23 protein-coding genes are annotated in these 24,126 nt (G+C 69.7%); 13 read left to right on the plus strand and 10 right to left on the minus strand.

The genetic code is table 11. The annotated features are described in order from the left end of the window. Positions 1-36: 36 nt before the first annotated feature. Positions 37-435, plus strand: a complete 399-nt coding sequence (locus ACTT8P_RS06445) for an OB-fold nucleic acid binding domain-containing protein (RefSeq protein WP_442830548.1) — start codon at positions 37-39, stop codon at positions 433-435. Positions 436-438: 3 nt separating this feature from the next. Further along, positions 439-1,254 (plus strand): DUF3159 domain-containing protein, encoded by an 816-nt coding sequence (locus ACTT8P_RS06450; protein ID WP_442830549.1) that lies wholly within the window; start codon positions 439-441, stop codon positions 1,252-1,254. A 186-nt stretch (positions 1,255-1,440) separates the two neighbouring features. On the opposite strand, the gene ACTT8P_RS06455 is transcribed toward ACTT8P_RS06450, so the two are convergent. Together ACTT8P_RS06455 and ACTT8P_RS06460 are read right to left on the minus strand one after the other, a co-directional pair. Further along, positions 1,441-2,118 carry a potassium channel family protein gene (locus ACTT8P_RS06455; protein WP_442830550.1) on the minus strand — a complete coding sequence of 226 codons (678 nt, stop codon included), beginning with the start codon at positions 2,116-2,118 and terminating at the stop codon, positions 1,441-1,443. After that, positions 2,118-2,789, minus strand: a complete 672-nt coding sequence (locus tag ACTT8P_RS06460; RefSeq protein ID WP_361163100.1) for a potassium channel family protein — start codon at positions 2,787-2,789, stop codon at positions 2,118-2,120. Before ACTT8P_RS06460 ends, ACTT8P_RS06455 begins: the two co-directional genes overlap by 1 nt. A 586-nt stretch (positions 2,790-3,375) precedes the next feature. Here ACTT8P_RS06460 and ACTT8P_RS06465 point away from each other — a divergent pair. The 4 genes from ACTT8P_RS06465 to ACTT8P_RS06480 all read left to right on the plus strand — a co-directional run bounded on the left by ACTT8P_RS06465 (position 3,376) and on the right by ACTT8P_RS06480 (position 7,500). Continuing rightward, complete coding sequence (locus tag ACTT8P_RS06465) at positions 3,376-5,436, plus strand: APC family permease (RefSeq protein ID WP_442830551.1); 2,061 nt, start codon at positions 3,376-3,378, stop codon at positions 5,434-5,436. 81 nt (positions 5,437-5,517) lie between these two features. Next, positions 5,518-6,846: a class I SAM-dependent RNA methyltransferase gene (locus ACTT8P_RS06470; RefSeq protein ID WP_442830552.1), complete on the plus strand. Its 1,329-nt coding sequence runs from the start codon at positions 5,518-5,520 to the stop codon at positions 6,844-6,846. A gap of 70 nt (positions 6,847-6,916) precedes the next feature. After that, entirely contained in the window at positions 6,917-7,111 is a 195-nt protein-coding gene (locus ACTT8P_RS06475; RefSeq protein WP_442830553.1) for a ribbon-helix-helix protein, CopG family, read from the plus strand. Then, positions 7,108-7,500: a type II toxin-antitoxin system death-on-curing family toxin gene (locus ACTT8P_RS06480; RefSeq protein WP_442830554.1), complete on the plus strand. Its 393-nt coding sequence runs from the start codon at positions 7,108-7,110 to the stop codon at positions 7,498-7,500. Before ACTT8P_RS06475 ends, ACTT8P_RS06480 begins: the two co-directional genes overlap by 4 nt. 443 nt (positions 7,501-7,943) lie before the next feature. Here the strand turns inward: ACTT8P_RS06480 and ACTT8P_RS06485 are convergent, their stop codons facing one another. From ACTT8P_RS06485 to ACTT8P_RS06505, 5 genes are read right to left on the minus strand one after another with little or no spacing between them, the layout of a single operon-like run. Then, positions 7,944-8,393, minus strand: coding sequence for a hypothetical protein (locus tag ACTT8P_RS06485; RefSeq protein WP_442830555.1), 450 nt, complete (start codon positions 8,391-8,393; stop codon positions 7,944-7,946). 10 nt (positions 8,394-8,403) lie between these two features. Continuing rightward, positions 8,404-9,471 carry a hypothetical protein gene (locus ACTT8P_RS06490; protein ID WP_442830556.1) on the minus strand — a complete coding sequence of 356 codons (1,068 nt, stop codon included), beginning with the start codon at positions 9,469-9,471 and terminating at the stop codon, positions 8,404-8,406. Further along, entirely contained in the window at positions 9,468-11,456 is a 1,989-nt protein-coding gene (locus ACTT8P_RS06495; RefSeq protein WP_442830557.1) for a hypothetical protein, read from the minus strand. Before ACTT8P_RS06495 ends, ACTT8P_RS06490 begins: the two co-directional genes overlap by 4 nt. Next, a complete protein-coding gene (locus ACTT8P_RS06500) occupies positions 11,453-12,205 on the minus strand; it encodes a toll/interleukin-1 receptor domain-containing protein (protein WP_442830558.1) in 753 nt (250 codons plus the stop codon). The genes ACTT8P_RS06495 and ACTT8P_RS06500 overlap by 4 nt, the downstream gene beginning before the upstream one ends. Continuing rightward, complete coding sequence (locus ACTT8P_RS06505) at positions 12,202-13,512, minus strand: helix-turn-helix domain-containing protein (protein WP_442830580.1); 1,311 nt, start codon at positions 13,510-13,512, stop codon at positions 12,202-12,204. Before ACTT8P_RS06505 ends, ACTT8P_RS06500 begins: the two co-directional genes overlap by 4 nt. A 512-nt stretch (positions 13,513-14,024) precedes the next feature. On the opposite strand from ACTT8P_RS06505, the gene ACTT8P_RS06510 reads away from it, so the two are divergent. The 3 genes from ACTT8P_RS06510 (at position 14,025) to ACTT8P_RS06520 (ending at position 16,577) form a co-directional block, all read left to right on the plus strand. Beyond that, positions 14,025-14,552 (plus strand): TIGR03086 family metal-binding protein, encoded by a 528-nt coding sequence (locus tag ACTT8P_RS06510; protein ID WP_442830559.1) that lies wholly within the window; start codon positions 14,025-14,027, stop codon positions 14,550-14,552. A 118-nt stretch (positions 14,553-14,670) separates the two neighbouring features. Next, the gene (locus tag ACTT8P_RS06515) at positions 14,671-15,336 is read left to right on the plus strand and encodes a TIGR03086 family metal-binding protein (protein ID WP_442830560.1); all 666 of its coding nucleotides are present in this window, start codon (positions 14,671-14,673) and stop codon (positions 15,334-15,336) included. 62 nt (positions 15,337-15,398) lie between these two features. Beyond that, positions 15,399-16,577 (plus strand): cytochrome P450, encoded by a 1,179-nt coding sequence (locus ACTT8P_RS06520; protein WP_442830561.1) that lies wholly within the window; start codon positions 15,399-15,401, stop codon positions 16,575-16,577. 385 nt (positions 16,578-16,962) lie between these two features. Here ACTT8P_RS06520 and ACTT8P_RS06525 read toward each other — a convergent pair whose 3' ends face one another. Then, positions 16,963-17,592, minus strand: a complete 630-nt coding sequence (locus ACTT8P_RS06525) for a TetR/AcrR family transcriptional regulator (protein WP_442830562.1) — start codon at positions 17,590-17,592, stop codon at positions 16,963-16,965. 98 nt (positions 17,593-17,690) lie between these two features. Between ACTT8P_RS06525 and ACTT8P_RS06530 the strand changes: the two genes are divergently transcribed. Both ACTT8P_RS06530 and ACTT8P_RS06535 read left to right on the plus strand, forming a co-directional pair. Continuing rightward, on the plus strand, positions 17,691-18,422 hold the full coding sequence (locus ACTT8P_RS06530) for an SDR family NAD(P)-dependent oxidoreductase (protein WP_442830563.1): 732 nt from the start codon (positions 17,691-17,693) through the stop codon (positions 18,420-18,422). Positions 18,423-18,464: 42 nt separating this feature from the next. Beyond that, the gene (locus ACTT8P_RS06535) at positions 18,465-19,310 is read left to right on the plus strand and encodes an SDR family oxidoreductase (protein WP_442830564.1); all 846 of its coding nucleotides are present in this window, start codon (positions 18,465-18,467) and stop codon (positions 19,308-19,310) included. Positions 19,311-19,866: 556 nt separating this feature from the next. On the opposite strand, the gene ACTT8P_RS06540 is transcribed toward ACTT8P_RS06535, so the two are convergent. Both ACTT8P_RS06540 and ACTT8P_RS06545 read right to left on the minus strand, forming a co-directional pair. After that, the gene (locus ACTT8P_RS06540; RefSeq protein WP_442830565.1) at positions 19,867-20,847 is read right to left on the minus strand and encodes a methyltransferase; all 981 of its coding nucleotides are present in this window, start codon (positions 20,845-20,847) and stop codon (positions 19,867-19,869) included. A gap of 156 nt (positions 20,848-21,003) precedes the next feature. Continuing rightward, positions 21,004-22,113 carry an FAD-dependent monooxygenase gene (locus ACTT8P_RS06545; RefSeq protein ID WP_442830566.1) on the minus strand — a complete coding sequence of 370 codons (1,110 nt, stop codon included), beginning with the start codon at positions 22,111-22,113 and terminating at the stop codon, positions 21,004-21,006. A 570-nt stretch (positions 22,114-22,683) separates the two neighbouring features. Between ACTT8P_RS06545 and ACTT8P_RS06550 the strand changes: the two genes are divergently transcribed. Both ACTT8P_RS06550 and ACTT8P_RS06555 read left to right on the plus strand, forming a co-directional pair. Then, the gene (locus ACTT8P_RS06550; protein WP_442830567.1) at positions 22,684-23,214 is read left to right on the plus strand and encodes a TetR/AcrR family transcriptional regulator; all 531 of its coding nucleotides are present in this window, start codon (positions 22,684-22,686) and stop codon (positions 23,212-23,214) included. A 92-nt stretch (positions 23,215-23,306) separates the two neighbouring features. Further along, a complete protein-coding gene (locus ACTT8P_RS06555; RefSeq protein ID WP_442830568.1) occupies positions 23,307-24,119 on the plus strand; it encodes a class I SAM-dependent methyltransferase in 813 nt (270 codons plus the stop codon). The last annotated feature ends 7 nt before the right edge of the window (positions 24,120-24,126 follow it).

Consider the following 24,126-nt stretch of genomic DNA (forward strand, 5'->3'; position numbering starts at 1 on the left):
TGCGTGGCTGTCGGCGGCTCCCGGTACGCTTCAGGTATGAGCGCTGTTCCTCGTTCCGACAAGCCGGTGGGCCGGTTCCGGCGCATGTTCGACCGGCTCTCCTCCTCGCAGGAGGACCTGGAGTCGGAGGAGCTGCGGGAGGACACCGCGACCACCGGCTGCACCCGTATCGGCGACTGCCGGGACCGGCAGATCGTCACGGTTACTGGTACCTTGCGCACGGTCACGCTGCGCCCGCGGGCGGGCGTCCCGGCGCTGGAGGCCGAGTTGTTCGACGGCTCCGCGGCTTTGGACGTGGTGTGGCTGGGCAGACGTTCCATCGTGGGCATAGAGCCGGGACGCAAGCTCATCGCATCGGGCCGGATCTCCCTGAGCCGGGGCCGCCGGGTGCTGTTCAATCCCAAGTACGAACTGCGACCCCTCGGACGGGAGTAGCCGGTGACGTCCCTCGACAAGCCGACTGAAGACACTACTGAGGACACTGAAGACACGGCAGCGGGCGACGCCCGGGCGGTGACGGAGGCCGCCCTCTTCGAAGCCTTCGGCGGCGTGCGGGGCATGATCGAGACGGTACTGCCGGGTCTGCTCTTCGTCACGATCTACACGGTCAACAAAGACCTGCGCATGTCGGCGATCGCGGCGCTGGCCGTGTCGGTGGTGCTGGTCGTGGTCCGGCTGGCGATGCGGGACACCGTCAAGCACGCCTTCAGCGGCGTCTTCGGGGTGGCCTTCGGTGTCGTCTTCGCGATGATGACCGGCAACGCCAAGGACTTCTACCTCCCCGGCATGTTGTACACCTGCGGCCTCGCCCTGGCGTACATCATCACCACGCTCGCCGGGGTCCCGTTGATCGGCCTGATCCTCGGCCCGGTCTTCAAGGAGAACCTCTCCTGGCGCACCCGCAACCCGGGCCGCAAGAAGGCGTACGCCAAGGCCAGCTGGGCCTGGGGGCTGATCCTGCTCGCCAAGTGCGCGATCCTCTTCCCGCTGTACTGGTGGGCGGACACCACGCAGCTCGGCTGGGTCCTGGTCGCCCTGAAGATCCCGCCCTTCCTGCTCGCCGTCTGGCTGACCTGGGTCTTCCTGGCGAAGGCGCCCGCGCCGATCGACGTGTTCGCGGAGATGGACGCGGCGGAGCAGGCGGAGCAGGCGGAGCAGGCGGAGCAGGCGGAGAAGGCGGCGAAGGACGGGTCCGGCAGGGCCGGTTCGCCCGGTGCCGTGGACCCGGTGGGCGGGCGGCACCGCAAGGACTGACCGGTCGGGCGGTAAGGACTGACCGATCGGGTGGTAAGGACTGACCGGTCCGGCGGTTGTGTGCCGGCCGCGGGTGGGTGGGGGCTGGTCGCGCAGTTCCCCGCGCCCCTTGCGGGGCGCGGGCAGTCGCCCGGCATCGGACAGGGGGCGCCCGGTATCCCTTTCGAGCGCCCCGTCCTCCTGCCCTCAGCCGGCGGTGCTGCCCCGCCGGGCCGACAGCAGGTCCTCCAACTGCCCTTCCCGGTCCTGTGCCGCGACGAACAGCAGCTCGTCGCCCGCCTCCAGCGAGTCCTCCTGCGACGGCGCCAGCACGCGCGTCCCGCGGATGATCGTGACCAGGGACGTGTCCTCGGGCCACTGCACATCGCCGACCTGCGTGCCGGCCAGCGCGGACTCCTCCGGCAGCGTCAGCTCGACGAGGTTGGCGTCGCCGTGGCTGAAGCGCAGCAGCCGCACCAGGTCGCCGACGCTCACCGCCTCCTCGACCAGGGCCGACATCAGCCGCGGGGTGGAGACGGCGACGTCGACCCCCCAGGACTCGTTGAACAGCCACTCGTTCTTGGGGTTGTTCACCCGGGCGACGACGCGCGGCACGCCGTACTCGGTCTTGGCCAGCAGCGAGACCACCAGGTTGACCTTGTCGTCGCCGGTCGCGGCGATGACGACGTTGCAGCGCTGGAGCGCCGCCTCGTCCAGCGAGGTGATCTCGCAGGCGTCCGCGAGCAGCCACTCCGCCATCGGGACACGTTCCACCGAGATGGCGGTCGGCGCCTTGTCGATGAGCAGGATCTCGTGCCCGTTCTCCAGCAGCTCACCGGCGATCGAACGGCCGACCGCGCCGGCTCCGGCAATGGCGACCCTCATCAGTGACCGCCCTCCTCTTCGGGACCCTTGGCGAACGCCGCCTCGACCTTGTCGACCTCGTCGGTGCGCATCATCACGTGCACCAGGTCGCCCTCTTGCAGCACCGTCTGCGAGCTGGGCAGGATCGCCTCCCCGAGCCGGGTCAGGAACGCCACCCGGACGCCCGTCTCGTCCTGGAGCCGGCTGACCTTGTGCCCGACCCAGGACGCGGCGGTGTGCACCTCGGCGAGCTGCACACCGCCGGTGGGGTCGCGCCACAGCGGCTCGGCGCCCGAGGGCAGCAGGCGGCGCAGCATCTGGTCGGCCGTCCAGCGGACGGTGGCGACGGTGGGGATGCCGAGACGCTGGTAGACCTCGGCGCGGCGGGGGTCGTAGATGCGTGCGGCGACGTGCTCGACGTCGAACATCTCGCGGGCCACCCGGGCGGCGATGATGTTGGAGTTGTCGCCGCTGGAGACGGCGGCGAAGGCGCCGGCCTCCTCGATGCCCGCCTCGCGCAGGGTGTCCTGGTCGAAGCCGACGCCGGTCACCCGGCGGCCGCCGAACGAGGAGCCCAGCCGGCGGAAGGCGGTGGGGTCCTGATCGACCACGGCGACCGTGTGCCCTTGCTGTTCCAGGGCGTGGGCGAGAGCGGAGCCCACGCGTCCGCAGCCCATGATGACAATATGCATCGCGTCACACCGTGCTTCCTGAAGGCCGTCGGGCCTGTGTGGCTGTCGTGCTCATGTCTCTCTTTCGGCTCACCTGGCTGCGTCACGCGGCCAGTGCGCGGGCCGCGGGGGACCATCATGCCGGTGGCCGTCGGCCCTGGCCCCTCCCGGGGGCCGGGATGCCGGGTTCCCGGTCGGGGAGCAACGTATCGGCGAGGGGCAGGGGGCTGGGGTGGGGGTGGGGAACGGGCCCCGGCTTCGCTCGGCTCACCCTCCGGCGGAGGACCGGCGGCGGCCGATGCTGCGGACGCTGGCAAGTGTGAGGATTCCGAGGCCGACAAGTGCCGCGATGGCACCGATCAGCTCTGCGTGCGCGGGCATATGACCTCCTGAGTGGCGACCGGACGGCGGCTGGGCGGTGCCGAAGGGTGGCGAAGTGGCGAAATTCGCACGGTCGGAACGAGTTTTGTCATATAGGCACGCCAAGCCCGCCACCTGCGGAATCCGCAGCCGCACGGCCCCGCGATTTCACTCGGAGGGCAGATGACGGCGCCGGCGGGGGTGGCGGGTGGGCGACCCCCCGTTCGAACGCTTACGATCCTCTGTTGTGTCCAAACTGACCGACGTGCCCAAGCGGATCCTGATCGGCCGCGCACTGCGCAGTGACCGGCTGGGGGAAACGCTCCTGCCGAAGCGCGTCGCCCTTCCGGTCTTCGCCTCCGACCCGCTCTCCTCCGTGGCGTACGCCCCCGGCGAGGTGCTGCTGGTCCTGTCCATCGCGGGCGTGTCGGCCTACCACTTCAGTCCCTGGATCGCCGTCGCGGTCGTCGTACTGATGTTCACCGTGGTCGCGTCCTACCGGCAGAACGTGCACGCCTACCCGAGCGGCGGCGGCGACTACGAGGTGGCGACCACCAACCTGGGCCCCAAGGCCGGGCTGACCGTGGCCAGCGCGCTGCTGGTCGACTACGTGCTCACGGTCGCCGTCTCCATCGCCTCCGGCATCGAGAACCTGGGCTCGGCGATCCCGTTCGTCGTCGAGCACAAAGTCTTCTGCGCCATCGCCGTGATCGTGCTGCTGACGCTGATGAACCTGCGCGGCGTCAAGGAGTCCGGCAAGCTCTTCGCGATCCCGACGTACGTGTTCGTCGCGGGCGTCTTCATCATGATCGCCTGGGGTGCGTTCCGCGGGCTCGTCCTCGGCGACGCCATGCACGCGCCGACCGCCGACTACGAGATCAAGCCCGAGCACCAGGGGCTGGCCGGCTTCGCCCTGGTGTTCCTGCTGCTGCGGGCCTTCTCCTCGGGCTGCGCGGCGCTCACCGGCGTCGAGGCCATCTCCAACGGCGTCCCGGCCTTCCGCAAGCCCAAGTCCAAGAACGCGGCGACCACCCTCGCCATGATGGGCCTGCTCGCCGTCACCATGTTCTGCGGCATCATCGTGCTGGCCATGACGACCAAGGTGCGGATGGCCGAGAACCCGGCCGTCGACCTGATCCACAACGGCGTCGCGGTCGGCGCGGACTACGTCCAGAACCCGGTGATCTCCCAGGTCGCCGAGGCCGTCTTCGGCAAGGGCAGCTTCCTGTTCATCGTCCTGGCCGCCGCCACCGCGCTGGTCCTCTTCCTCGCCGCGAACACCGCGTACAACGGCTTCCCGCTGCTCGGCTCGATCCTCGCCCAGGACCGCTACCTGCCCCGCCAGCTGCACACCCGCGGCGACCGCCTCGCCTTCTCCAACGGCATCGTGCTGCTGGCCGGCGCCGCGATCCTGCTGGTCTGGATCTACGGCGCCGACTCCACCCGCCTGATCCAGCTGTACATCGTCGGCGTGTTCGTCTCCTTCACGCTCAGCCAGATCGGCATGGTCCGGCACTGGAACCGCCACCTGGCCACCGAACGGGACCAGGCCACCCGCCGCCACATGGTCCGCTCCCGCGCGATCAACGCCTTCGGCGCGTTCTTCACCGGCCTGGTGCTGGTCGTCGTGCTGTTCACCAAGTTCACCCACGGCGCCTGGGTCGCGCTGCTGGGCATGTGCATCTTCTACGCCACGATGACCGCGATCCGTAAGCACTACGACCGCGTCGCCGAGGAGATCGCGGCCCCCGACACCCCCGACGACGACATGGTGCGGCCCTCCCGGGTCCACTCCGTCGTCCTCGTCTCCAAGATCCACCGCCCGGCGCTGCGCGCCCTGTCCTACGCCAAGCTGCTGCGCTCGGGCAGCCTGGAGGCGCTCAGCGTCAACGTCGACCCGGCCGAGACCAAGTCGCTGCGCGACGAGTGGGAACGGCGCGGCATCGACGTACCGCTGAAGGTGCTGGACTCGCCGTACCGCGAGGTCACCCGCCCGGTCATCGACTACGTCAAGAGCCTGCGCAAGGAGTCGCCGCGGGACGCCGTGTCGGTGATCATCCCGGAGTACGTGGTCGGTCACTGGTACGAGCACCTGCTGCACAACCAGAGCGCGCTCCGGCTCAAGGGCCGCCTGCTGTTCACGCCGGGCGTCATGGTCACCTCCGTCCCCTACCAGCTCGAGTCCTCCGAGGCGGCCAAGCGCCGGGCCCGCAAGCGGCAGGACTGGAACGCGCCCGGCGCGGTCCGCCGCGGTCCGGCCCATCACCACCACCCCGACCGGTCGAAGGAATCGTCTTCCTCTTCGTAGCCGTAGACTGGTGGGCTGTTGTCGTCACTGCTGTTGTCGTCACGCACCCCACTCACCCCCTTTCACTGGAGTCACCCCGCCATGCAGGCAGAAGAGAACACGTCGCTGGTCGGGGTGGAGTACGAGGTCGAGGTCGGCCCCGTCGCCCACGGCGGTCACTGCGTCGCCCGTACGTCCGAGGGGCAGGTGCTGTTCGTCCGGCACGCGCTGCCCGGTGAGCGGGTCGTGGCCCGGGTCACCGAGGGCGAGGAGGGCGCCCGCTTCCTGCGCGCCGACGCGGTCGAGATCCTGGACGCCTCCAAGGACCGGATCGAGGCGCCCTGCCCCTACGCCGGTCCCGGCCGCTGCGGCGGCTGCGACTGGCAGCACGCCAAGCCGGGCGCCCAGCGCCGGCTCAAGGGCGAGGTCGTCGCCGAGCAGCTTCAGCGGCTCGCGGGCCTCACCCCCGAGGAGGCCGGCTGGGACGGCACGGTGATGCCGGCCGAGGGCGACAAGGTGCCCGCCGGCCAGGTCCCGTCCTGGCGCACCCGCGTGCAGTACGCCGTCGACCCGGACGGCAACGCGGGGCTGCGGCGGCACCGCTCCCACGAGGTCGAGCCGATCGACCACTGCATGATCGCGGCGGAGGGTGTCAGCGAGTTGGGCATCGAGAAGCGCGACTGGGCCGGTATGGAGTCGGTCGAGGCGATCGCCGCGACCGGATCGCAGGACCGCATGGTGATCCTGGAGCCCCGGCCCGGCGCCCGGCTGCCGCTGGTCGAACTGGACAAGCCGGTCTCGGTCATGCGGGTCGAGGAGAAGGACGGCGGCGTGCACCGCGTCCACGGCCGCGCCTTCGTTCGCGAGCGCGCGGACGGCCGCACCCACCGGGTCGGCAGCGGCGGCTTCTGGCAGGTCCACCCGAAGGCGGCCGACACCCTGGTGACCGCGGTCATGCAGGGCCTGCTCCCGCGCAAGGGCGACATGGCCCTCGACCTCTACTGCGGCGTCGGCCTCTTCGCCGGCGCCCTGGCCGACCGGGTCGGCGACACCGGCGCGGTGCTCGGCATCGAGTCCGGCAAGCGGGCGGTGGAGGACGCGCGGCACAACCTCGCCGCGTTCGACCGCGTCCGCATCGAACAGGGCAAGGTGGAGGCGGTACTGCCGCGGACCGGCATCTCGGAGGCGGACCTGGTGGTACTGGACCCCCCGCGGGCCGGCGCCGGCAAGAAGACGGTGCAGCACCTGGCTTCACTGGGGGCGCGGCGCATTGCGTACGTGGCTTGTGATCCGGCGGCGTTGGCCCGGGATCTGGGGTATTTCCGGGGCGGGGGGTATCGGGTGCGGATGCTTCGGGTTTTTGATTTGTTTCCGATGACCCACCACGTGGAGTGCGTCGCCATCCTTGAACCGGTCGCGAAGGGCTCCTGACCTGCCCCTTTAATGCCCGGGTGGAGTTGCTCGGCCTGCTTCCTTGATACCGTCCTGGCATCATCTCGGCATGGCGATGACACTCCGGCTCCCCGACGACCTTGACGCGGAGCTCACCGAGCGGGCTCGGCGGGAGGGCCGCAGTAAGCAGGAACTGGCCATTGAGGCCATCCGTGACGCCCAGAACCGGGCCGAGCTGAAGGTTGATGACGTCCTGGCCGAGCTCATGGAGAGCGATGCGGAGATTGTGGAATACCTGAAGTGACGGATGTGCGCCACCTCCAGGTCGACGAAGTCCTGGCCATCGCCCGCGCGGTCAACGGTACCGAGCACAGCGTGCGTGACCTGGGCCTTCTGGTGTCGGCGATCGAGCGGCCCCGGACGAATGTGTTCGGAGCCGAGTTGTATCCCACGCCGCACGAGAAAGCGGCGGCACTGCTGCACTCCGTCGCCCGCAATCACGCGCTGATCGACGGCAACGAGCGCACCGCTTGGCTCGCCATGCGCGTCTTCCTGCGGTTCAACGGCGTCAGCGCCGGTGTCGTGCCGCCGCCCGTCTCCCTTGCCGGTCCGTTCGTCGAGGACGTCGCGCAGGACACCATTGATGTACCGGTCATTGCCAAGTGCCTGGCGAACTGGTTCCCCGTTTCCTGACGTTTCTGCTCGGCTCGTCGGGGGAGGGCGAGTCAGTACTTCGAACCGCGGTATTCGAGGCCCGAGGCGATCTCCGTCGAGGTAGCCATCTGCGAAGCGTGCCGCTGAAGCCGGGTGAACGCCCGAGCCGGCGGGAGTACCAGCTTCGGCCTGCTGGTCCGGTGCATTGGAGTATCAGGCTGTGCCAGTCAGAGGTTTCGATGCCCCGCCCTGGGTGCTCTGCCACGGCGTCACGTACCCGGCGCCGTCGTGATCGACGAATCCTGGGCCAACGCGGTGAAGGGGGGAGCTGGGGCGATGCACACCCCTGCCGGTCCCCGCCCTGTCGCTCGACGCGACCGGCCCGCGTTGCCCACGACGCCCGTACTGGCCAAGCCGAGCCGGGGCGGGAACGGGGGAGCGGGCACAGGAGCGTGCGGCGCCCCCTGCGGTGGCACTACTGGCTACTGGCGATCCGCGCGATCGATGCGATCCACGTGGAAGGTCAGCCCAGCTACGGTGCCGGACTGGACGACGGGACCGTGCTGGACTCCCCCGCTGACGCGGTTGTCCACTGTGCGCCGGCTGTCCGCCGCGGACGCCGGGAGTCGCAGTAGCGAGGCCAGCAGCGTATGCAGGGCCTCGTCGCTGCCGTCGTCGGCTTCCGCGAGTCGGCGCAGACGGTCACCGTACCGTCGGCTGATCTCGCGGGCGATCCGTGCACGTTCCGTGGCGTCGGCGGCGAGGAGCCGGGTCCTCGCGTCCTGCAGGTCGTCGAATGTGTCGGGGTCCGCGCCTGTGCGGGTCAGGTACCGGCCGAGGAGTTCCCGGGCGTGGGTCCAGGAGTCGGTGACCATGAGTGAGACCAGTGTGGTGGCGCCCGACGCCGCGAGTACGGCCAGTTCGCTGTCCATGTGTCTTCTCCTAGGCGAGGGGGGAGCCGGAGGCGGGCGCCTCGTCGTCGTCCGGAGCGAGGGACGCCGGCGGATCGAAGTGGTGCTGGATGTCCTCGGCGGTCTCGAGGTTGTCCTGCTCCTTGATGAGGCCGGCGATCTGTGCCGCGAGCATCGGGCGGCGTACGTCTCCGTCGGTGAAACCGATGCTGTCGAGAAAGTCGGAGAGATGCGTTGTGGCCGTCCCCCGTCCCCGCGGCCCTGAGGGAGGCTCCGGCTCGGCACAGTCCGACGTGGCCGGCTCGCCGGCCTGCTGAAAGATCAGATCCTGTAGCCGTTCGGGAATGTCTGCGTCATTGGCCGCCGAGGTCAGCTGAGCGAGCAGAGCCAGGTCGTTCACCGTACGTTCCACGTGCTCGTCGTTCCTGGCGAGCCACCAGACCACGGCGCTGCCGGTGTCCTTGAGGACGTCCTCGCCCAAGTACCGGCGTCTGCTCTGCTCGTACTTGCGCTGGTGCACCCAGACCTCCTCGTCCTTGCGTACGTCGGCGAGCTTGTCCAGGCGCTCTTGGTCCTGCTGCGCCAGGACGAGTTGGAGGTTCTCTGCCATCGCCTGGAGGTGACCGGTGGACTCAGGCATCATCCGGCTGAGGGCGCCGGACAGTTCCTGCTCGACGAGTGAGGCCCGGACCGGTTCTCGTTGCTCGGTGATGGCGCGGGCCCGCTTCAGGACCGCGTCTACGGCGAGGCCCGCCGGGTTGAGAACGGGGGTACTCGCGGGAGCGGCGACGAGGCACCAGCGCACCGTCGCGGAGAAGACGAAGTCGTAGTCGGCCCACTTGCTGGGCAGCACTACCTGGCTGACGCGGTGTTCCGTGCGTTCCACGGGGGCGGCCGTGAGCTGCTCCTCGAAAGTCACCGGTACCGTGCCGCGGCGCATCGCGGCGATCCGGAAGACGGCCGCGGGAACGACGAGCAGCAGCACTGCCAGCAGTGGCCAGGCCCATGCGGGCCACCGCTGCGTCAGACCGACGATGCACAGCAGGAGACCGCTCAGTACGGTAAGGAAGACGGTTGTGGTTTTCCGTGCGGTGGTCATGGACGAGTCCCCCTGGGTGCGGTTGTCTGCGGTGCGGCCGGGGCGATGCCTTGAGCCGCGCTGATCTTGCGGAGCAGCAGGCCGGTGGTCTCCGCGGCCCGCGCCGCATCCCCCGGATCGGTGCGCTCGGCGTCGCGGGCGCACGCGTACAGCAGAGCGAAAATCTTGCCCCGTTTCTCCGTGCACCGCTGTGCCGCGCTGACGAGCAGGTCGAGCAGAATCCCGCCGTGCGGTCCGGTGCCGGCGGTCGCCCAGTGGAGCCAGTGGCGTGCTGCTGCCTGCCACTCCTCAGGCGGCAGCTCGGTCAGTACCGCGTGCCAGCAGGTGGTCAGGGAGCGCTGAGCGGTCTGCTCGTCGATCAGCGCGTGCGAGGTGCCCGGGCGGAGCGTCAACAGTTCGGGGTCGCCGGCCTGGAGGAAGATCCCGAGATGGGCGGGGGAGAAGTCGGAACGGGCGAGGCGGTCGAGCAGCACGCGGTGCAGCCTGCGGCTGCGCGCCACCAGGTCGCACAGCGCCTGCCGGGCACGCGTCGTGCCGTGTTCACGTCGGGCCAGGTGGTAGAGCCTGACCAGGGCTTGATCGGGATGACTGGTCGCGAGGACATCGGCACAGACGCGGACCAGCACTTGTGCGAGCTCCCCCTTGAGGGGCCGGTTGGCACACCACTGGTAGAGCTGCTCGCGGAAGTATCTGGCGTGCACCGGGTCCGCCAGCCCCCGGGTGAGCGCGTGCACGGCCGCTTCCAGGCGAGGCCGGCTCGTCGCACCGGTGCTCCAGCGTTCGACGAGGGCACCCAGTCCGTCCGCGCGTCCGGTCCGCAGGTATTCACCGGCCACTCGTTCCACCAGGCCGTCGCGTACGACGGTGACGACGTGCGGGTCGTTCAGCTCCACCACACTCGCGGCCCAGGTGCCGAGGTGGGGGCGGAGATCGGGCATGTGGTCCCAGAAATGGGCACGCACGGCCGAGTCGAAGTCCAGCTTGTCGAACCGGACCTGTCCGTTGGGGGCGGCAGTGGCCGAGATCTCGGAGAGTCGCTCGGCGAGGTCTCGGTGCTGTAGCGGCGAGTCACCCTCCGACGGAGGCCCGAGGGCGCTCAACAGTTGCTCGGCCGCGCGGTGAACGACATCGGCATGCGCCCCGTGCAGCATGGACACGGCGATCAGCAGGGCTCGTTGCGGCGCCTCCCGCCGCTTGGTGACGAGCGCTGCGGCTTCCCGTCGGCCGTCGTTCCGCGCCCGCCCAGCTGCCGCGCACCACTGACCGAATTCGTCCCCGGGCTGACCGGCTTCGCGTGCCCGGCGAATCAGGTCGGCGAATTCCGCGGTTTCCCGCATCGGCCTGTTCGCGGTCAGGAACCCGGTGACGGTGCCGTCGGGCCGGAGATACTGTTCGGGCGCCAGGCCGTGCAGGCGCAGATGCCGCCGGAGAACGCCGATACTGGACGGCCGTTGGAGCACCACACGGCAGTACTGCAGGTCGGGGTCGAGAACGCCGCGGTGCGGCATGACCACGACCAGATGAGCTCGCTGCTCGTGCACGGCCTTGCGCAGCGCCGGCAGGTCGGCCTGGGCCGTGGCCCAGCGGCGGTCGTCCGCGGCGGACAGGTCCAGCAGCAACTGATCACCGGTCCCGACCAGATCGGGGTCCTGGAGGGAGAGCTCGCTCTCCTCACCGGGCAGGAGTTCATGGAAGACACCGCTGTCCCGGTGGTGTTCGTGCAGCAACACGCGGGCCACAGCCGACCGGCCGTTGCCCGGGACGCCGTCCAGGATGACGGTGCCGGAGTCGGCGAGTACGGCACGTGCGTCGCCCATACCCGGTGGAGCGACCAGTACGTAGCGCAGTCGGCGGAGTTGGTCCTCGGCGACTCGGCGGAAAGCCGGCTTGTCCGAGTCCTGCGGGTGCGTGCCGATGTGGACATCACCGGAGCCAGTGATCGTGACGCCCGAGTCCCGGACCCAGGTGCCGGTGTGCTGGTTCACTGGTCCTCGTCCTCGTGACCGGCCCGTTCGCCGAACCGGTGCTGGATGCTGCCGTGGTGGTCGCCCTCGAAGTACGTCATCCCGTCGCCCGAGAAGTGACGGTCGCCCGAGACATGACGTGAATGCGAGTAGATGTTGCCGTTCCCGGTGTGGACAGGACCGTGGGTGCCCTTGACGACGGTGCCGACGTCACCGGTGAAGTCACGGCTCTGCACGGCTGTACCGTTCACGGTCCCGATGGAATTGGTCACACTGCCTGGTGAGAGCGTCCCCGGCTCGATCCCGGACCGGTCGTCGAGGCCGGGAATCAGGTCGGCCATCAGATCACCGATGCGCGCGACACACACGTCGGTGTCGCCGGAGTCGAACGCGATGGACTGGAGATCGGCGAGCCGTCGCAACGCGGGCGGAAGATCGGCCTGGCTCAGTCGGCTGGTTTTGCGTCCGTCCAGAACGGGGACCACTGGGACCTCGCACTCGAAAGCCGCCTCGAGCTCCTTGCGCACCCAGTCCGCAGGATCCTCCAACCGGCTACGGAATTTCGTCCAGTGCGGTCCGATGACGGCCAGGAGTACGGAGCTGCGCCGTACCGCGGCCAGTAGCCGTTCGGCCCAGCTTTCACCGGGGACGATGGACTGTGACGCGTGGAACGCGTGTCCCGGGCCGAAGCGGTGCGACAGCCCTTGGCGAAGCAGGGCCGCGGTCTTCTCACCATCCCCGGTGCGGTAGTTGATGAAGATCTCGCTCATGACGGTGACTCCTCAGGAGGGGTGATCGGGCGGGACAAGGTGCCGAGCCGCGGTGCCAGCCGGCGTACCGCTGGGTGGTCCGGGTAGCGGCCCAACACCCGGGCGAGTCGTCGGAGATCGGTCGTGACGGTCCCCGAGCGCACGGCTGACACACCGTCGAGCAGTGGCTCCGTCAGCGCGCACGCGTGGTCGATCTCGCTGGCGCAGGCATACGCGAGCGCGCGGCGTACGCCGTACCGCACCTGCGTACGCACCGCGTCGGGGCCGACCTGAGTGAGCTGCCGGTCCAGTTCCTCGCCCGCATCGAGCGGTCGCCCGAGATCGACGAGGCACCAACCGGTGACCATGCCGACCGAATCGGGAAGATGCATGGAGCCGATCACCGGACCGTCGGCACCGTCGTTCGGACGGGCGAGCAGGGTACGAGCCCGGTCCAGGGCACGGAGACAGGCGCCGACATCACCGGCGAGGGCCTGCCCCTGCGCTTCGCGCTGTGCGGCGAGACCGCGGATCCGTGACGGCAGCATGCCGCTCTGCGCCCGGCGGGCCAGCGCGATCGTCTGCTCGGCGTCCTCCCGGTACAGCGTCACCAACGCCCTGCGGACCAGCGCATAACCGGCCAGTGCCCGATCACCGCCGGCGGCGGCCAGGTCGACCGCACGCTGCGTCCACCACAGCGCCCCATGCTCGTCCCCGGTCTCCTGCACCAGCCAGCCCACATACTCGGCGTACCGGGATCCGAGCGCCAGCAGGCGGCGTCTGGTGCCGCTGTCGCTCTGCGCCGACAGCTCCCGCAGCGTGTGTGTCTGTGCGATTAGAACGGGCAGGAGCAGGCCGGGTTCCACGGTCTGACCGAGTCTGCGGTAGTGCGTGAACAGTGAGCGTGAGGCTTCCAGCATGCCGACGCCGGCGACCGGGGAAGCCGGACCCGATCTGTCCGACCTCCAGGTCATCAGCGAGGCGACACCAACATTCATCACCTCACGCCGGCCCACGGGCCCGAACGAGCTCGGGCCGTCCGGTGACAACTGCATCATCCAGTTCTCCTCCTCGACCCGGCCTGGCACCGACACGGCAGGTGAATCGACAGCGGTAGGGGTGCGCAGGGCGATCAGTGCCCCGTCGGCACCTAGTGCGGCGTCGCACAGCCGCGCGAGATCACGGCTGGGTGCCTTGATGCCCCGCTCGACTTTGCTGAGCTGCGCTTTGCTGTAGTGCACGAGACCGGACAGGTCCGTAAGGCTCAGCCCGGCCTCCAGACGACGCTTCCTCAGTTCCTCGCCGAACGGGGTGGACGGATGCGGCACGGGAACCTCCCAAACCCGGTCGTCCGGGCTGAGGCGGTACTGCACGAAAGAGTGCGGCAACAACTCCCGGACGGACAAGGCGATCGATGCTGTTTCCCGTTTCCTTCTCCGGTGGCGGGGCGCGGCAAGCTCGTGCTGGGCAGCTGGGTTCGCCGAGGGAACCGGGGACGTGGCTCGACCGGTCATTGCCGAGCGACTGCCGGCCAGGTTCCCGGTTTGCTGGCGTTCGACGACGTGTGGCAGGGGCCGGGTGGGGTGAGCCGCTCGCCCCGGCCGGGCTGAAGTGCGCGCGCGGGTTCAGCCGCTGGGGGCAGGATGAGGGTGACGACGGCCGTGGCCGGCGGGTCAGGCCGCCGGCGAAACGGGAGTTGGCCCGCCGATGCCGGTGCCCCGCGTGCCGACGCGGTCGGCGGCGCCGATGTTCGGACCGCCACGGATGTTCTCCTCGGCCGGGGAAGACGTTTGATGACCGGAAGTGTCTCCGGTGGACCATGACAGTGAGGGAGCAGTACGTGAGCGCAGTTTCGGATCTCAGCTCGGTTCTCGACCAGGACGTGCGGCTCGTCGATTCCGTCCGGGAAGGCGAGTGGTCGCTCCCGACGCCGTGCGACGAGTGGGACGTGCGTGCTGTCGTCGCTCATCTCGTCGACGTGCAGCAGCGGTTTCTGGCCACCCTGACGTCGCGCCCCGTCCGGACGGGGTCCACCTTCGGCGAGAACGCGGAACTGCTGACGGCCGCGTTCGCGCAGGACGGCGCTCTCGAACGCGTCGTCGCGGACCGCCTCGGCGACATCACCGGACTCACGCTCCTGAACATCCTGGTCATGGAGCACCTGGCGCACGGCTGGGACCTCGGCCAGGCGCTCGGCCGCCCCCCGGCCTTCGACGAGGAGGTGACGCGCCGGACCATCGACTTCGCCCAGGAGATGAGCCCCAAGGTGCCCCCGTCCCTGCGCCGTTTCGCGGATCCGCAGCCCGTGCGGCAGGACGCGCCGGCCATCGACCGCCTCGCCGCTCTTCTCGGCCGAGGGGTCTCGTAGTGCCGAGGGGCGGGGCGACGGGGCGCCCCTTGACGTGGCGTCCTGCGAGGGCGTGCGCAGACGTACGTACGTAGTTCCTGCCGACGCGAAGGCATGCCCGGTGCGGGAGAGTTTCTCCGTGGGTTCGCGTGACCCGCGGCCCCTGTTCGTCCCGGTGAGTGAAATGGAATTGATGTCTCCTCACCCGGTGCCACCCGTCCTGGACGACCTGGCACGCGTGATCGGTGCGACGACTTCCCGGCAGGACGCGGCGCCGACGCCGTGCGCCGGGTTCGACGTGGGCTCGCTGCGGCGGCACCTGCTCGGCGGCATCGGGTACTTCAGCGTCGTCCTGGCCGATCCCGACGGCGACCGGCGGCCGGATCCGCGGGACTATTCCGGGGCTGACGGGACCGATGTGCTGGTCGCGGCGGTCGAGGAACTGTCGGTGGTCGTGCGGGCCGCCCTGGCCGGTGGCGTGGAAACGGTTGCGGTGCGGGTTCCCGCGCTGGGTGGCACGTTTCCCGGTGCGTACGTGCTGAGCATGCTGCTGGCCGAGGCCGTGGTGCACGGCTGGGACATCGCCCGCGCCACCGGTCAGGCATGGCACCCCGATCCCGCGGCGTCCGAGCAGGCGCACGCGTTGCTCGCCGACCAGATCAAGCCGGAGTACCGGGGTGGCGCGGGCATGCCGTTCGCGCCCGAGGTGCTGGTGCGTCCGGACGCTTCGGCGCTGGACCGGTTGCTGGGCTTCGCGGGCCGCTCACCGCACTGGACGCCCACAGCCGTCAGCAAGGGCCGTTGACCGAGGCCGGGTCGTCCGGCGCGGCAAGAACGTGTTCGCAGCACTCTTCACCTGGAGACCCGTTGCCTCCCATACCCGTCAGCGACGTCGATCTCTACACCGAATCGGCGCGCATCGACCCGTACGACCTCTATGCCGAACTCCGGGCCCTCGGGCCCGTGGTGTACCTGTCCCGCTACGACCTCTACGCGCTGCCCCGCTACGACGAGGTACGTGCCGCCCTGATGGACTGGCGGACGTTCTCCTCGGCGCGGGGCGTGTTCGTGGACCCGGACGTCAACGCCCAACTGGAGGGGATCACGCTGTGCAGTGACCCACCCGAGCACACGGCACTGCGCTCGGTGCTGGGGCGGCCGCTGCGGCCGGACCGGATGCGCGAAGTGACGCCGCGGATCGAGGCCGAGGCCGACCGGGTGGTCGAGCGGCTGGTCGGCCGGGGCCGGTTCGAGGTCGTCACCGAACTGGCGGAGTACCTGCCCATGACCGTGGTGTCCGATCTGGTCGGACTCCCCGAGCACGGGCGGGAGAAGATGCTGGAGTGGGCCGCGGCCATCTGGAACACCCAGGGGCCCGCCGACGACCGGGCGGCCGCGGCGGGACCGGCCGTCGAGGAGTTCATGGCGTTCGCCATGAATGACGCCGTGCCGGGGAAGATCGACCCCGACGGCTGGGCGGCACAGCTCTACGCGGCCGCCGACCGTGGCGAGATCGCGCACGACAAGTGCCCGGTCATGATGCTCGACTACGTCACCCCCAGCCTGGACACCACCATTCTCGCGATCACCAACGCGGTCGCACTCTTCGCCCAGCATCCCGACCAGTGGGAACTGCTGCGCGCGGACCGCTCGTTGATCCCGCACGCGATCAACGAGTCGCTGCGGCTGGAGACCCCGGTGCCGCAGTTCAGCCGGGTGCTCACCGAGGACCATGAGATCGGCGGCGTCCCGCTGGCCGCCGGGTCACGGGTCGCGTTGCTCTACGCCTGCGCCAACCGCGACGAGCGTCACTACCCGGACCCCACCCGCTTCGACATCACCCGCCGCCCCTCGGACCACCTCGCTTTCGGCCGGGGCGAGCACGTGTGCGTCGGCATGCACCTCGCCCGGCTGGAAATGAGCGTGCTGCTGGAAAGGCTCGCCGACCGGGTCGCCGGGTTCCGCTCCCTTCAGCACCGGCCCATGATCAACAACGGGCTGCGTGGGCTCGACCGCCTGGAAGTGGCGATCGAGCCCGCGACCTGAGGCTCGGCACCGCGTCCGCCGCCGTCATGGCCGCCGGCCGCCTCCCCGCGCCGGTGCCCCGCGCCGGCGCGGTACCCGGCCACGCGAGCGACTCCGCCGGGGCGGGCATCTCCACCCCGGACCTTGACAGTCTTCGCGAGCGAGCCGCCGAGCCGCCGAGCCGCCGAAGGAGGTGTCGACGTGGTCCTGACCGGTTCCGAGATCGTGGACCGGCTTCACATCGTTTGCTGTGCGGGACCGGCATGGCCGGCGCGGCGTGGCGGGTGCCGTCGCCCGGGCTGCCGCGACGTCGGACGGCGCGCACATGTGCACGGAGTTCGGCACGGCCGGGATCGTCGCCGGCGCCGTCTGCTTTCCGGTGTCCCGAACGCCGCCGCTGTCGTCGTCACGGCTCGGTCGTGTAGTCGCGAATGCGCGCGATGACGGTGTCCAGGGCGGCTTCGAGTGCCTCGGTGGTGCGTTGGGCCTGGGCGAGGAGGAGGCCGCCCTGCACGGCAGCCAGCAGTGCCAGGGAGAGCGCGCGGACGTTGGTGTCGGGCCGGAGTACGCCACTGTCGATCATGGCACTCAGACCGCGGTGGATCGACTCCGCCCAGGCGGTGAAGCCGGCCGCCAGTGTGTCCCGGGCCCACGGGTGGGTGTCGGCCAGCTCACTGGACAGGCTGCCCATCGGGCAGCCCCCGACGCCCCCCTGCCGCCTGGCGGTCTCGATCACGACCGCACGCCAGGAATCGAGGGCCGCCAGGCTGTCCAGCCTGGCCAGCAGTGGAGCCTGGTGGGACAGGATCGTCTCTGTCTGGTGGGCGATGACTGCCCGGGTGAGGTCGTCCTTGTCGGCGAAGTAGTGGTAGATCTGCGACGAACTGACCCCGGCCGCGTCACGGACGGCAGGCGTGCTGGTGCCCGCCACCCCTTGCCGGTACATCAGATCCGCAGCGGCCGCGACGATTCGCTCCCGTGTCGCTCGGCCCTTGTGCGTACTCGGTGCGTCCCGGCGTGCCGTACTGCCTGTCACTGCTCACCCCTCCAACAGTGGATCCTCCAACAGTGGATTTGACTATCCAATCCTAGCGTCCCTATTTTGGATACAACAATCCAATCTGGAGGTTCGTCATGAGCGACGCTCACCATGATCTTGAGTCGGCGACCGTACTGATCACCGGCGGGACCTCCGGTATCGGCCGGGCCACCGCGCAGCTCTTCGCCGAGCGCGGTGCGCGGGTGGTGGTGACCGGCAGGGACGAGCACCGCGGCCAGGAGGTCGCCGCCGAGACGGGAGGGCGTTTCATCCGGGCGGATCTCGCCTCGCCGAAGGAGATCGAGCGGCTGGCCGCCGAGGCCGGCGAGGTGGACGTGCTGGTCAACAACGCCGGTTACTGGGAGCTCGGCCCGACCTCGGAAACTTCCGAGGCGGGCTTCGACGCGATGGTCACGGTGAACTTCCGTGCCCCGTTCTTCCTCACCGCCGCACTGGCCCCGGGCATGGCGGCACGCGGCCGCGGGGCGATCGTGAACGTCTCCACGATGGTCGCCGCCCGCGGCGCCGTGGGCATGGCCGCCTACGGGGCGAGCAAGGCGGCGCTGGAGGCTCTGACCCGTTCCTGGGCGGCCGAGTTCGGCCCGGAGGGCGTGCGCGTCAACGCCGTCGCCCTCGGCCCGAGCCGTACCGAGATCACGAAGAGCATGGGCGACCTGCTCGACACTCTCGCCGCCGCCAGCCCGCTGGGGCGTGCCAACGAGCCGGACGAGGTCGCCCGCCTCATCGTCCACCTTGCCGGAGAAGACGCCCGGCCGCTCACCGGCACCGTCATCGCCGCCGACGCCGGCCGCACCGCCGCCCTCTGAAACTCGGGCGCGGCCCGTCCGAACGTCCGAAGGAGAAGGATCATGATCCTCGTCACCGGTGCGACCGGCAAGGTCGGCTCCGAAGCCGTCCGGCTGCTCGCCGCACGCCAAGAACCGACCCGGGCCCTGGTCCGAGACCCGTCCCGGATGCCTCACGCGGACGGCGACGCGCTGGAGGTCGCCGTCGGCGACTTCGACCGCCCCGACACCCTCGACGCGGCCATGCGCGGCGTCGACACCGTCCTGCTCGTCAGTCCCGCCGTACCGGCGCAGGAGATCGCGGTCATCGACAGCGCCGTCCGCAACGGGGTGACCCACATCGTGAAGGTCACCAGCAAGGCGTCGGCCGACTCGCCGGTCGACCGGCGCCGCGGTCAGGCCCGGATCGAGGCGCATTTGGAGGCCTCCGGTACGGCCCACACCCTGCTGCGGTCGAACGCCTACCTGCAGAACCTGCTCGCCCTCGCACCGGGGGTCACGCGGTCCGGCGGCTTCCTCATGTCGGCCGGCGACGGACGGATCGGAATGATCGACGCACGGGACGTCGCGGCGACCGCGGTCGCGGTAGCCACCGCACCCGGCGGGCACGCGGGCCGTGCCTACTGCCTGACCGGACCGGAGCTGATCACCTACACCGAGATCGCCGAGGAGCTCTCCACGATGTTGGGGCGTCCCGTCGAGTACCGGCGGACGACTCCGGACGAACACCGGGCGGCGATGCTCGCGGCAGGCGTCCCCGAGCCGGTCGCCACCTCCAACGCCCAGGCGTTCGGCCTGATCGCCGAGGGCGACGCGGCCTGGGTGTCCCCCGACGTCGAGACCCTCACCGGCAAGCCCCCGCGCGACCTGCGCACCTTCCTCCGGGACCACCTGGCCGCGTTCGGGTGATCTCGCGTGAGCTCATGCCGTTGGGCCGGGCTCGTTGATCACAGAGCTGACGGTGAGCACGGCGCCTGCCTCGAAAACTCGCCGGTGTGCGCATCGACTGAGGCCGGCTTGTGAGGCGAGCCGTTCGTAGCGGCCACGGCCGTGGTGCCACCGCAGTCGCAACAGCCCCGCGAACGCACGGCGACGCGGGGCGCTGTTGCGTGTCCGCGACCGGCGGTTGTCGCGCGGCCCGCGTTCCTTCCACGTTCCTTCCGCGTGGGCCCACTCGTCGGCGCCGCACCGAAGACGACGGTGGCGACCTGAGGCGGCAGGGCGGCAGCGTGGCGGGGTGACCTTTAACGAGCCCGGGGGACCCGGGCTCGGTCGAGGTCGGCCCCGCCGGCCCCGTCGGCCCCGCCGGAAGTCGCACCGTAGGCGTCAGCCTTTCCCCAGGGCCAGGCACGTGCGCAGGGGGACCATCGGTCGGGCCGGACGGTTGTCTCACGCACTCATCCGTCCGGCCCGACCCGGTCCCCCATGTCAGGCATGACCGTGGGGCGGCGAAACCCGCACCGGATCAGACGGGAACGGCCTCGAGCACGGAGACCAGCGAGGCCGAGGCCGACACCTTGTCGAGGCGCAGTCCCGCCTGCTCGAAGAGGCGCTCGAACTCGGCGATGCTGCGTTCCCGGCCGGTGACCAGCGTCATCATGTTCAGGTCCATCAGCGGCGGCAGGCCGGGCTTGCCCATCTGGTCGACGATGAGTTCCGCCACCAGGACCCGCCCCCCGGGCTCCAGCGCGTCTCGGCAGTTTCGCAGGATGCGTACGGCGGAGTCGTCGTCCCAGTCGTGCAGGACGAACTTCAGCAGGTGCACATCCGCTGTCGGTACCTTCTCGAAGAAGTCGCCGCCGACGAAGGTGAACCGGTCGGCCACACCAAGCCGTTCGGCCGATGCCACGGCGTCCGCGCCGACGTGCGGCAGATCGAGCACGGTGCCGGCCAGGCGCGGGTCGCGCAGCATCAGGGTGTGGACGAAGTTGCCGCCGGCGCCCCCTACGTCCACTGCTGTCCTGGCGTCCTTCAGGTCGATGACATCGGCCAATTGATGAGCAAGGCCGTGGGTCATCGCCGTCATGGCGGCGGTGAAGACGCCGGCCTCGTGCGGCTGGCCGGAGATCCAGTCGAAGAACGGCGCGCCGAGCGTGGCCTCGGCCTGGGGGGCGCCGGTCCGGACCGCCTGCGCAAGATGGCCCCAGGGTCCCCAGTGCGAGGCCGTCCCGCCGTAGAGCGCCAGGTCGCGCAAGGAGTCGGGGTGATCGGTGCGCAGGGTCAGCAGCAGCGCCGTGGCGGTGAACCGGTCGTCGTGCTGAGCGGCGACCAGCCCCAGCGAAGCACAGGCACGCAGGAACCGGAACGTCGCTTCGGGATGGAGCGATTCGGCCTCCGCGACGTCGGCGGCCGTGGCGCCGTCCGGGTGGAGGTGATCGGCGAGCCGCAACTCCGCCGCAGTGCGCACCACTTGAGTCACCCAGTAACCGGTGATCATTTGCAGCATGCGGCCGGTCTCTCCCGCGGGCGGCTCGACAGAACCGGCCGGAACCAGGGGATGCTCGAAAAGTGCCATGACAGTCCTCTATCAGTGGTTGTAAAGGTGACGGTGACGATTCCGGGACAGGAGCGTTGGACGCCCCTTCGGGAGCCGTGTCAGCGACTACGGCAAGGCGTGCAGGGGAGCGTGGTTGGCCTTGAAGATGCGCTCACCAGCCCGGCGGAGCGTGAAGTCGCGCAGCGGTGTGGGGAGGTTGCGGGCCTTGTCCCGGCGGTGGTTCTGCGCCACCACCCAGGCGACCCGCTCGGCACGCCGGGTCTGGAAGGCGGCGAGGGCCGCGGGCACGTCGGGGATGGTCGTGAGGGTGTCGGCCAGCACGAGGGAGTCCTCCAGGGCCATCGCGGCACCCTGGGCCATGCTCGGCGAGAAGGCGTGAGCGGCGTCGCCGACGAGGACGGCGCGCGGACGGGTCCAGACAGTGTTCTCACTCTCGTACAGCGCGGCGAAGTACGCGTTCGCGCCCTGCTCCAGCAACGGGGGGACCGGGCCGCCGAAGTCGCCGAAGAGTGCTCGCCAGTCACCTGCCGGGGCCTCGGGGACAGGACTGTTGATGTCGGCGTAGCAGTAGACGCGGCCGGCGCCGAGTTGCACGGTCAGGAACGTACGGCCCTTGGCGCCCAGCCGGCCGGTCCAGTCGGTGATGCCCGGTATCTCGGTGTCATCGGCGATGAACCGCCAGCACAACTGACCCAGGAAACGAGGTTCCGGGCCGCCGAAGAGGGTGCGGCGTACCGCGGAGTTGATGCCGTCCGCTCCTACCACCAGGTCGTAGGCGGCGGTGGCGCCGTCCGTGAAGGTCACGGTGCCGTCCTCGGCCACCGCGGTCACCTCGGTGCGGTAGCGCAGGGCCGTGCCGTCGACGGCTGTGCGCAGCACCTCGTGCAGTCCGGCGCGGGTGATCGCCAGGCACGGTCCGACCTCGCCCCAGATGCGTTCCGCGGCGAACTCCGCGAGCGGCCGTCCGCGGTGGTCCCGCAGCCTCTGCCGGGCCACGGGCTCCGCCCGTTTGGTCACCTCGGCCGCCACCCCGATGCCCCGAAGCGCTCGCACGGCGTTCGCCGGGAGGTAGAGGCCGCTGCCGAGTACCTGTCCGTCGTCGGCGCGGCGCTCGACGACGTCCACCTGGAAGCCGCGGTCGCGGTCCAGCAGTGCCTTGGTCAGCGCCAGACCGGAAATGCCGGCCCCGACGATCAGGATTCGAAGATTGTTCACACAGGGTCCTTGCAGGTGACGGGCGATGCGACGGCGTCTGCCGAAGCGCCGCGCCCGGGCCGCCGGAAGCTGCCCGTCCAGGTCACCGCGAGGGCTGCGAGACATCGAGTCTCTTACGCAACCTGACGGGTGGGTGGGTGGATCGGCGTCCCGATGGCGGGCATGAAGAGAGCTCCTCGGAGACGGGCCTCGACCGAGATCACCCGTGTCCGCCGCGAGCTTCGCATGCTTGTCTACTCGCCTTCGGTCGATCTGTCCAGCCGAGGACTTCCTCAACTGGCTCTTTGTCAGGCGAAGATGGGCGCGCCCTGGCAGGGCGCGCCCATCCGGGCCGGGGCGTGCGTGGCACGAGGCGGCGCCTCCGCTCGGCACCCCCACTGCGCCCCGCCCAGGGCATGCCACCGCGGTCGGGTCCGGCTTCGGCGGTCGGCGGAGCGACGCTCCGCAGGCTAAGTGGAGATGTCAACTCTCAGATCTGGTAGCGTCGCAGACATGGGCGACCGTGGAGCGGCAGCTCAACTCGGGCGTCGGTGGCGTCCCGGCGCGACGAGCGGGAAGGTCGAGTGATCGATGCGGCTGGATGCGCAGCGTAATCGTGAGCGAATCCTCGACGCGGCGTTGCGCTGTTTCGGCCGTCACGGGGGAAGCTGTGAAATGGCCACCATCGCGAAGGAGGCGGGGGTCGGCTCTGCCACCTTGTTCCGTCACTTCCCCGCAAAACAAGCGTTGATCGAAGCCGTTCTGCTCGGCTGTCTCGAAAAGTCCGAGGAAGCGGTCGCGGAGGCCCAGGCGATGGCCGATCCCTTCGAGGGCCTCACCTCATTGCTCACCCATTTCGTCCAGTCGTTGGTGCAGAATCGAAATCTGCACCGGTTCGCCGGACAACACCTCGTCGATCCGGGAATCAGGGGTCGGCGCGTCGGTGTCTTCGAGGGCAGCGCGGCACTGCTGCGCCGCTGCCAGGAAACCGGGAAAGTCGACGCCGACGTACAGATGGCTGATTTGTTCACGCTTGCCGAGGGCATCGCTGAGGTCACCGATTCAGATGGCTGGCAGCGGCCACTGGCTCTCGTCATACGCGGCATTGAGGCGAAGCACTGAGTTTCGGGATGCTCCGTAGAAGTCCTCTTTTGGTGTGCGAGCATCACTTACGGATTGCTCGCAATGAATCCTAGACGAACAGGAATAATGACGTGATACCTCGCGAATCCGGAGCGGCCACGGCTGCTCACGACCTGATCCAGACCTACCTGCGCGGAATCAACGACCCACTGCTCGCCCCCTTCGGCTCCCTGCCGGAGGGCGCCCACGTCGTCGACCTCGCCTGCGGAACCGGGGAACCGTCTCTGCCGCTCGCTCGCCGACGCCCGGATCTGCGGATCACCGGGATCGATGTCGATCCCGCCCTGCTTGCCGAGGCTCGCGCGAAGGCGGGCCGGGAGGACATCGCAACGGTCGAATTCCATGAGATGTCCATGATCGAGACGACATTCGCTGACGCCAGTGTCGACGGCATCGTCTCCCGGATGGGCCTGCTTCTGGCGGGGCTGGCCCCCTTCGGTCCTGCGGCCCGTGAAGCGGCCCGGGTACTGCGTCCCGAGGGATTGCTGACTCTCGCCACCTGGACGGATGCGGCGTCGAATCCCTATACGGGCATCGCCCTCCCCGTCCTCCGCCAGGTGCTGCCGGCGGGTGCCGTTCCCGACTTCGAATCCAGCTTCGCCGATTCCGCCGAGGAGGGCGCACTCGAAAAACATCTCGTCGCTGCCGGCTTCACGCATATCGCAGCTTCGTGGTTTTCTTGGGAGACCGAATGCCCCGACTTCGAGACCTGGTGGGAATTCAACACCAGCGCGGGCCGGCTCAACTCGTTCTTCGCCTCCCTCGACCCGGAGCAGCGCGCCACGGCCCGCCGGGTGATGGCCGACAACATCAGTGGCTACCAGACGGATTCCGGCGGCTTCCGCATTCCGGCAACCTGCCGCATCATCACTGCCCAGCGGTGAAATAGTC

The organism is Streptomyces sp. JW3 (genome assembly GCF_052216785.1).
Classification (GTDB): Bacteria; Actinomycetota; Actinomycetes; order Streptomycetales; family Streptomycetaceae; genus Streptomyces.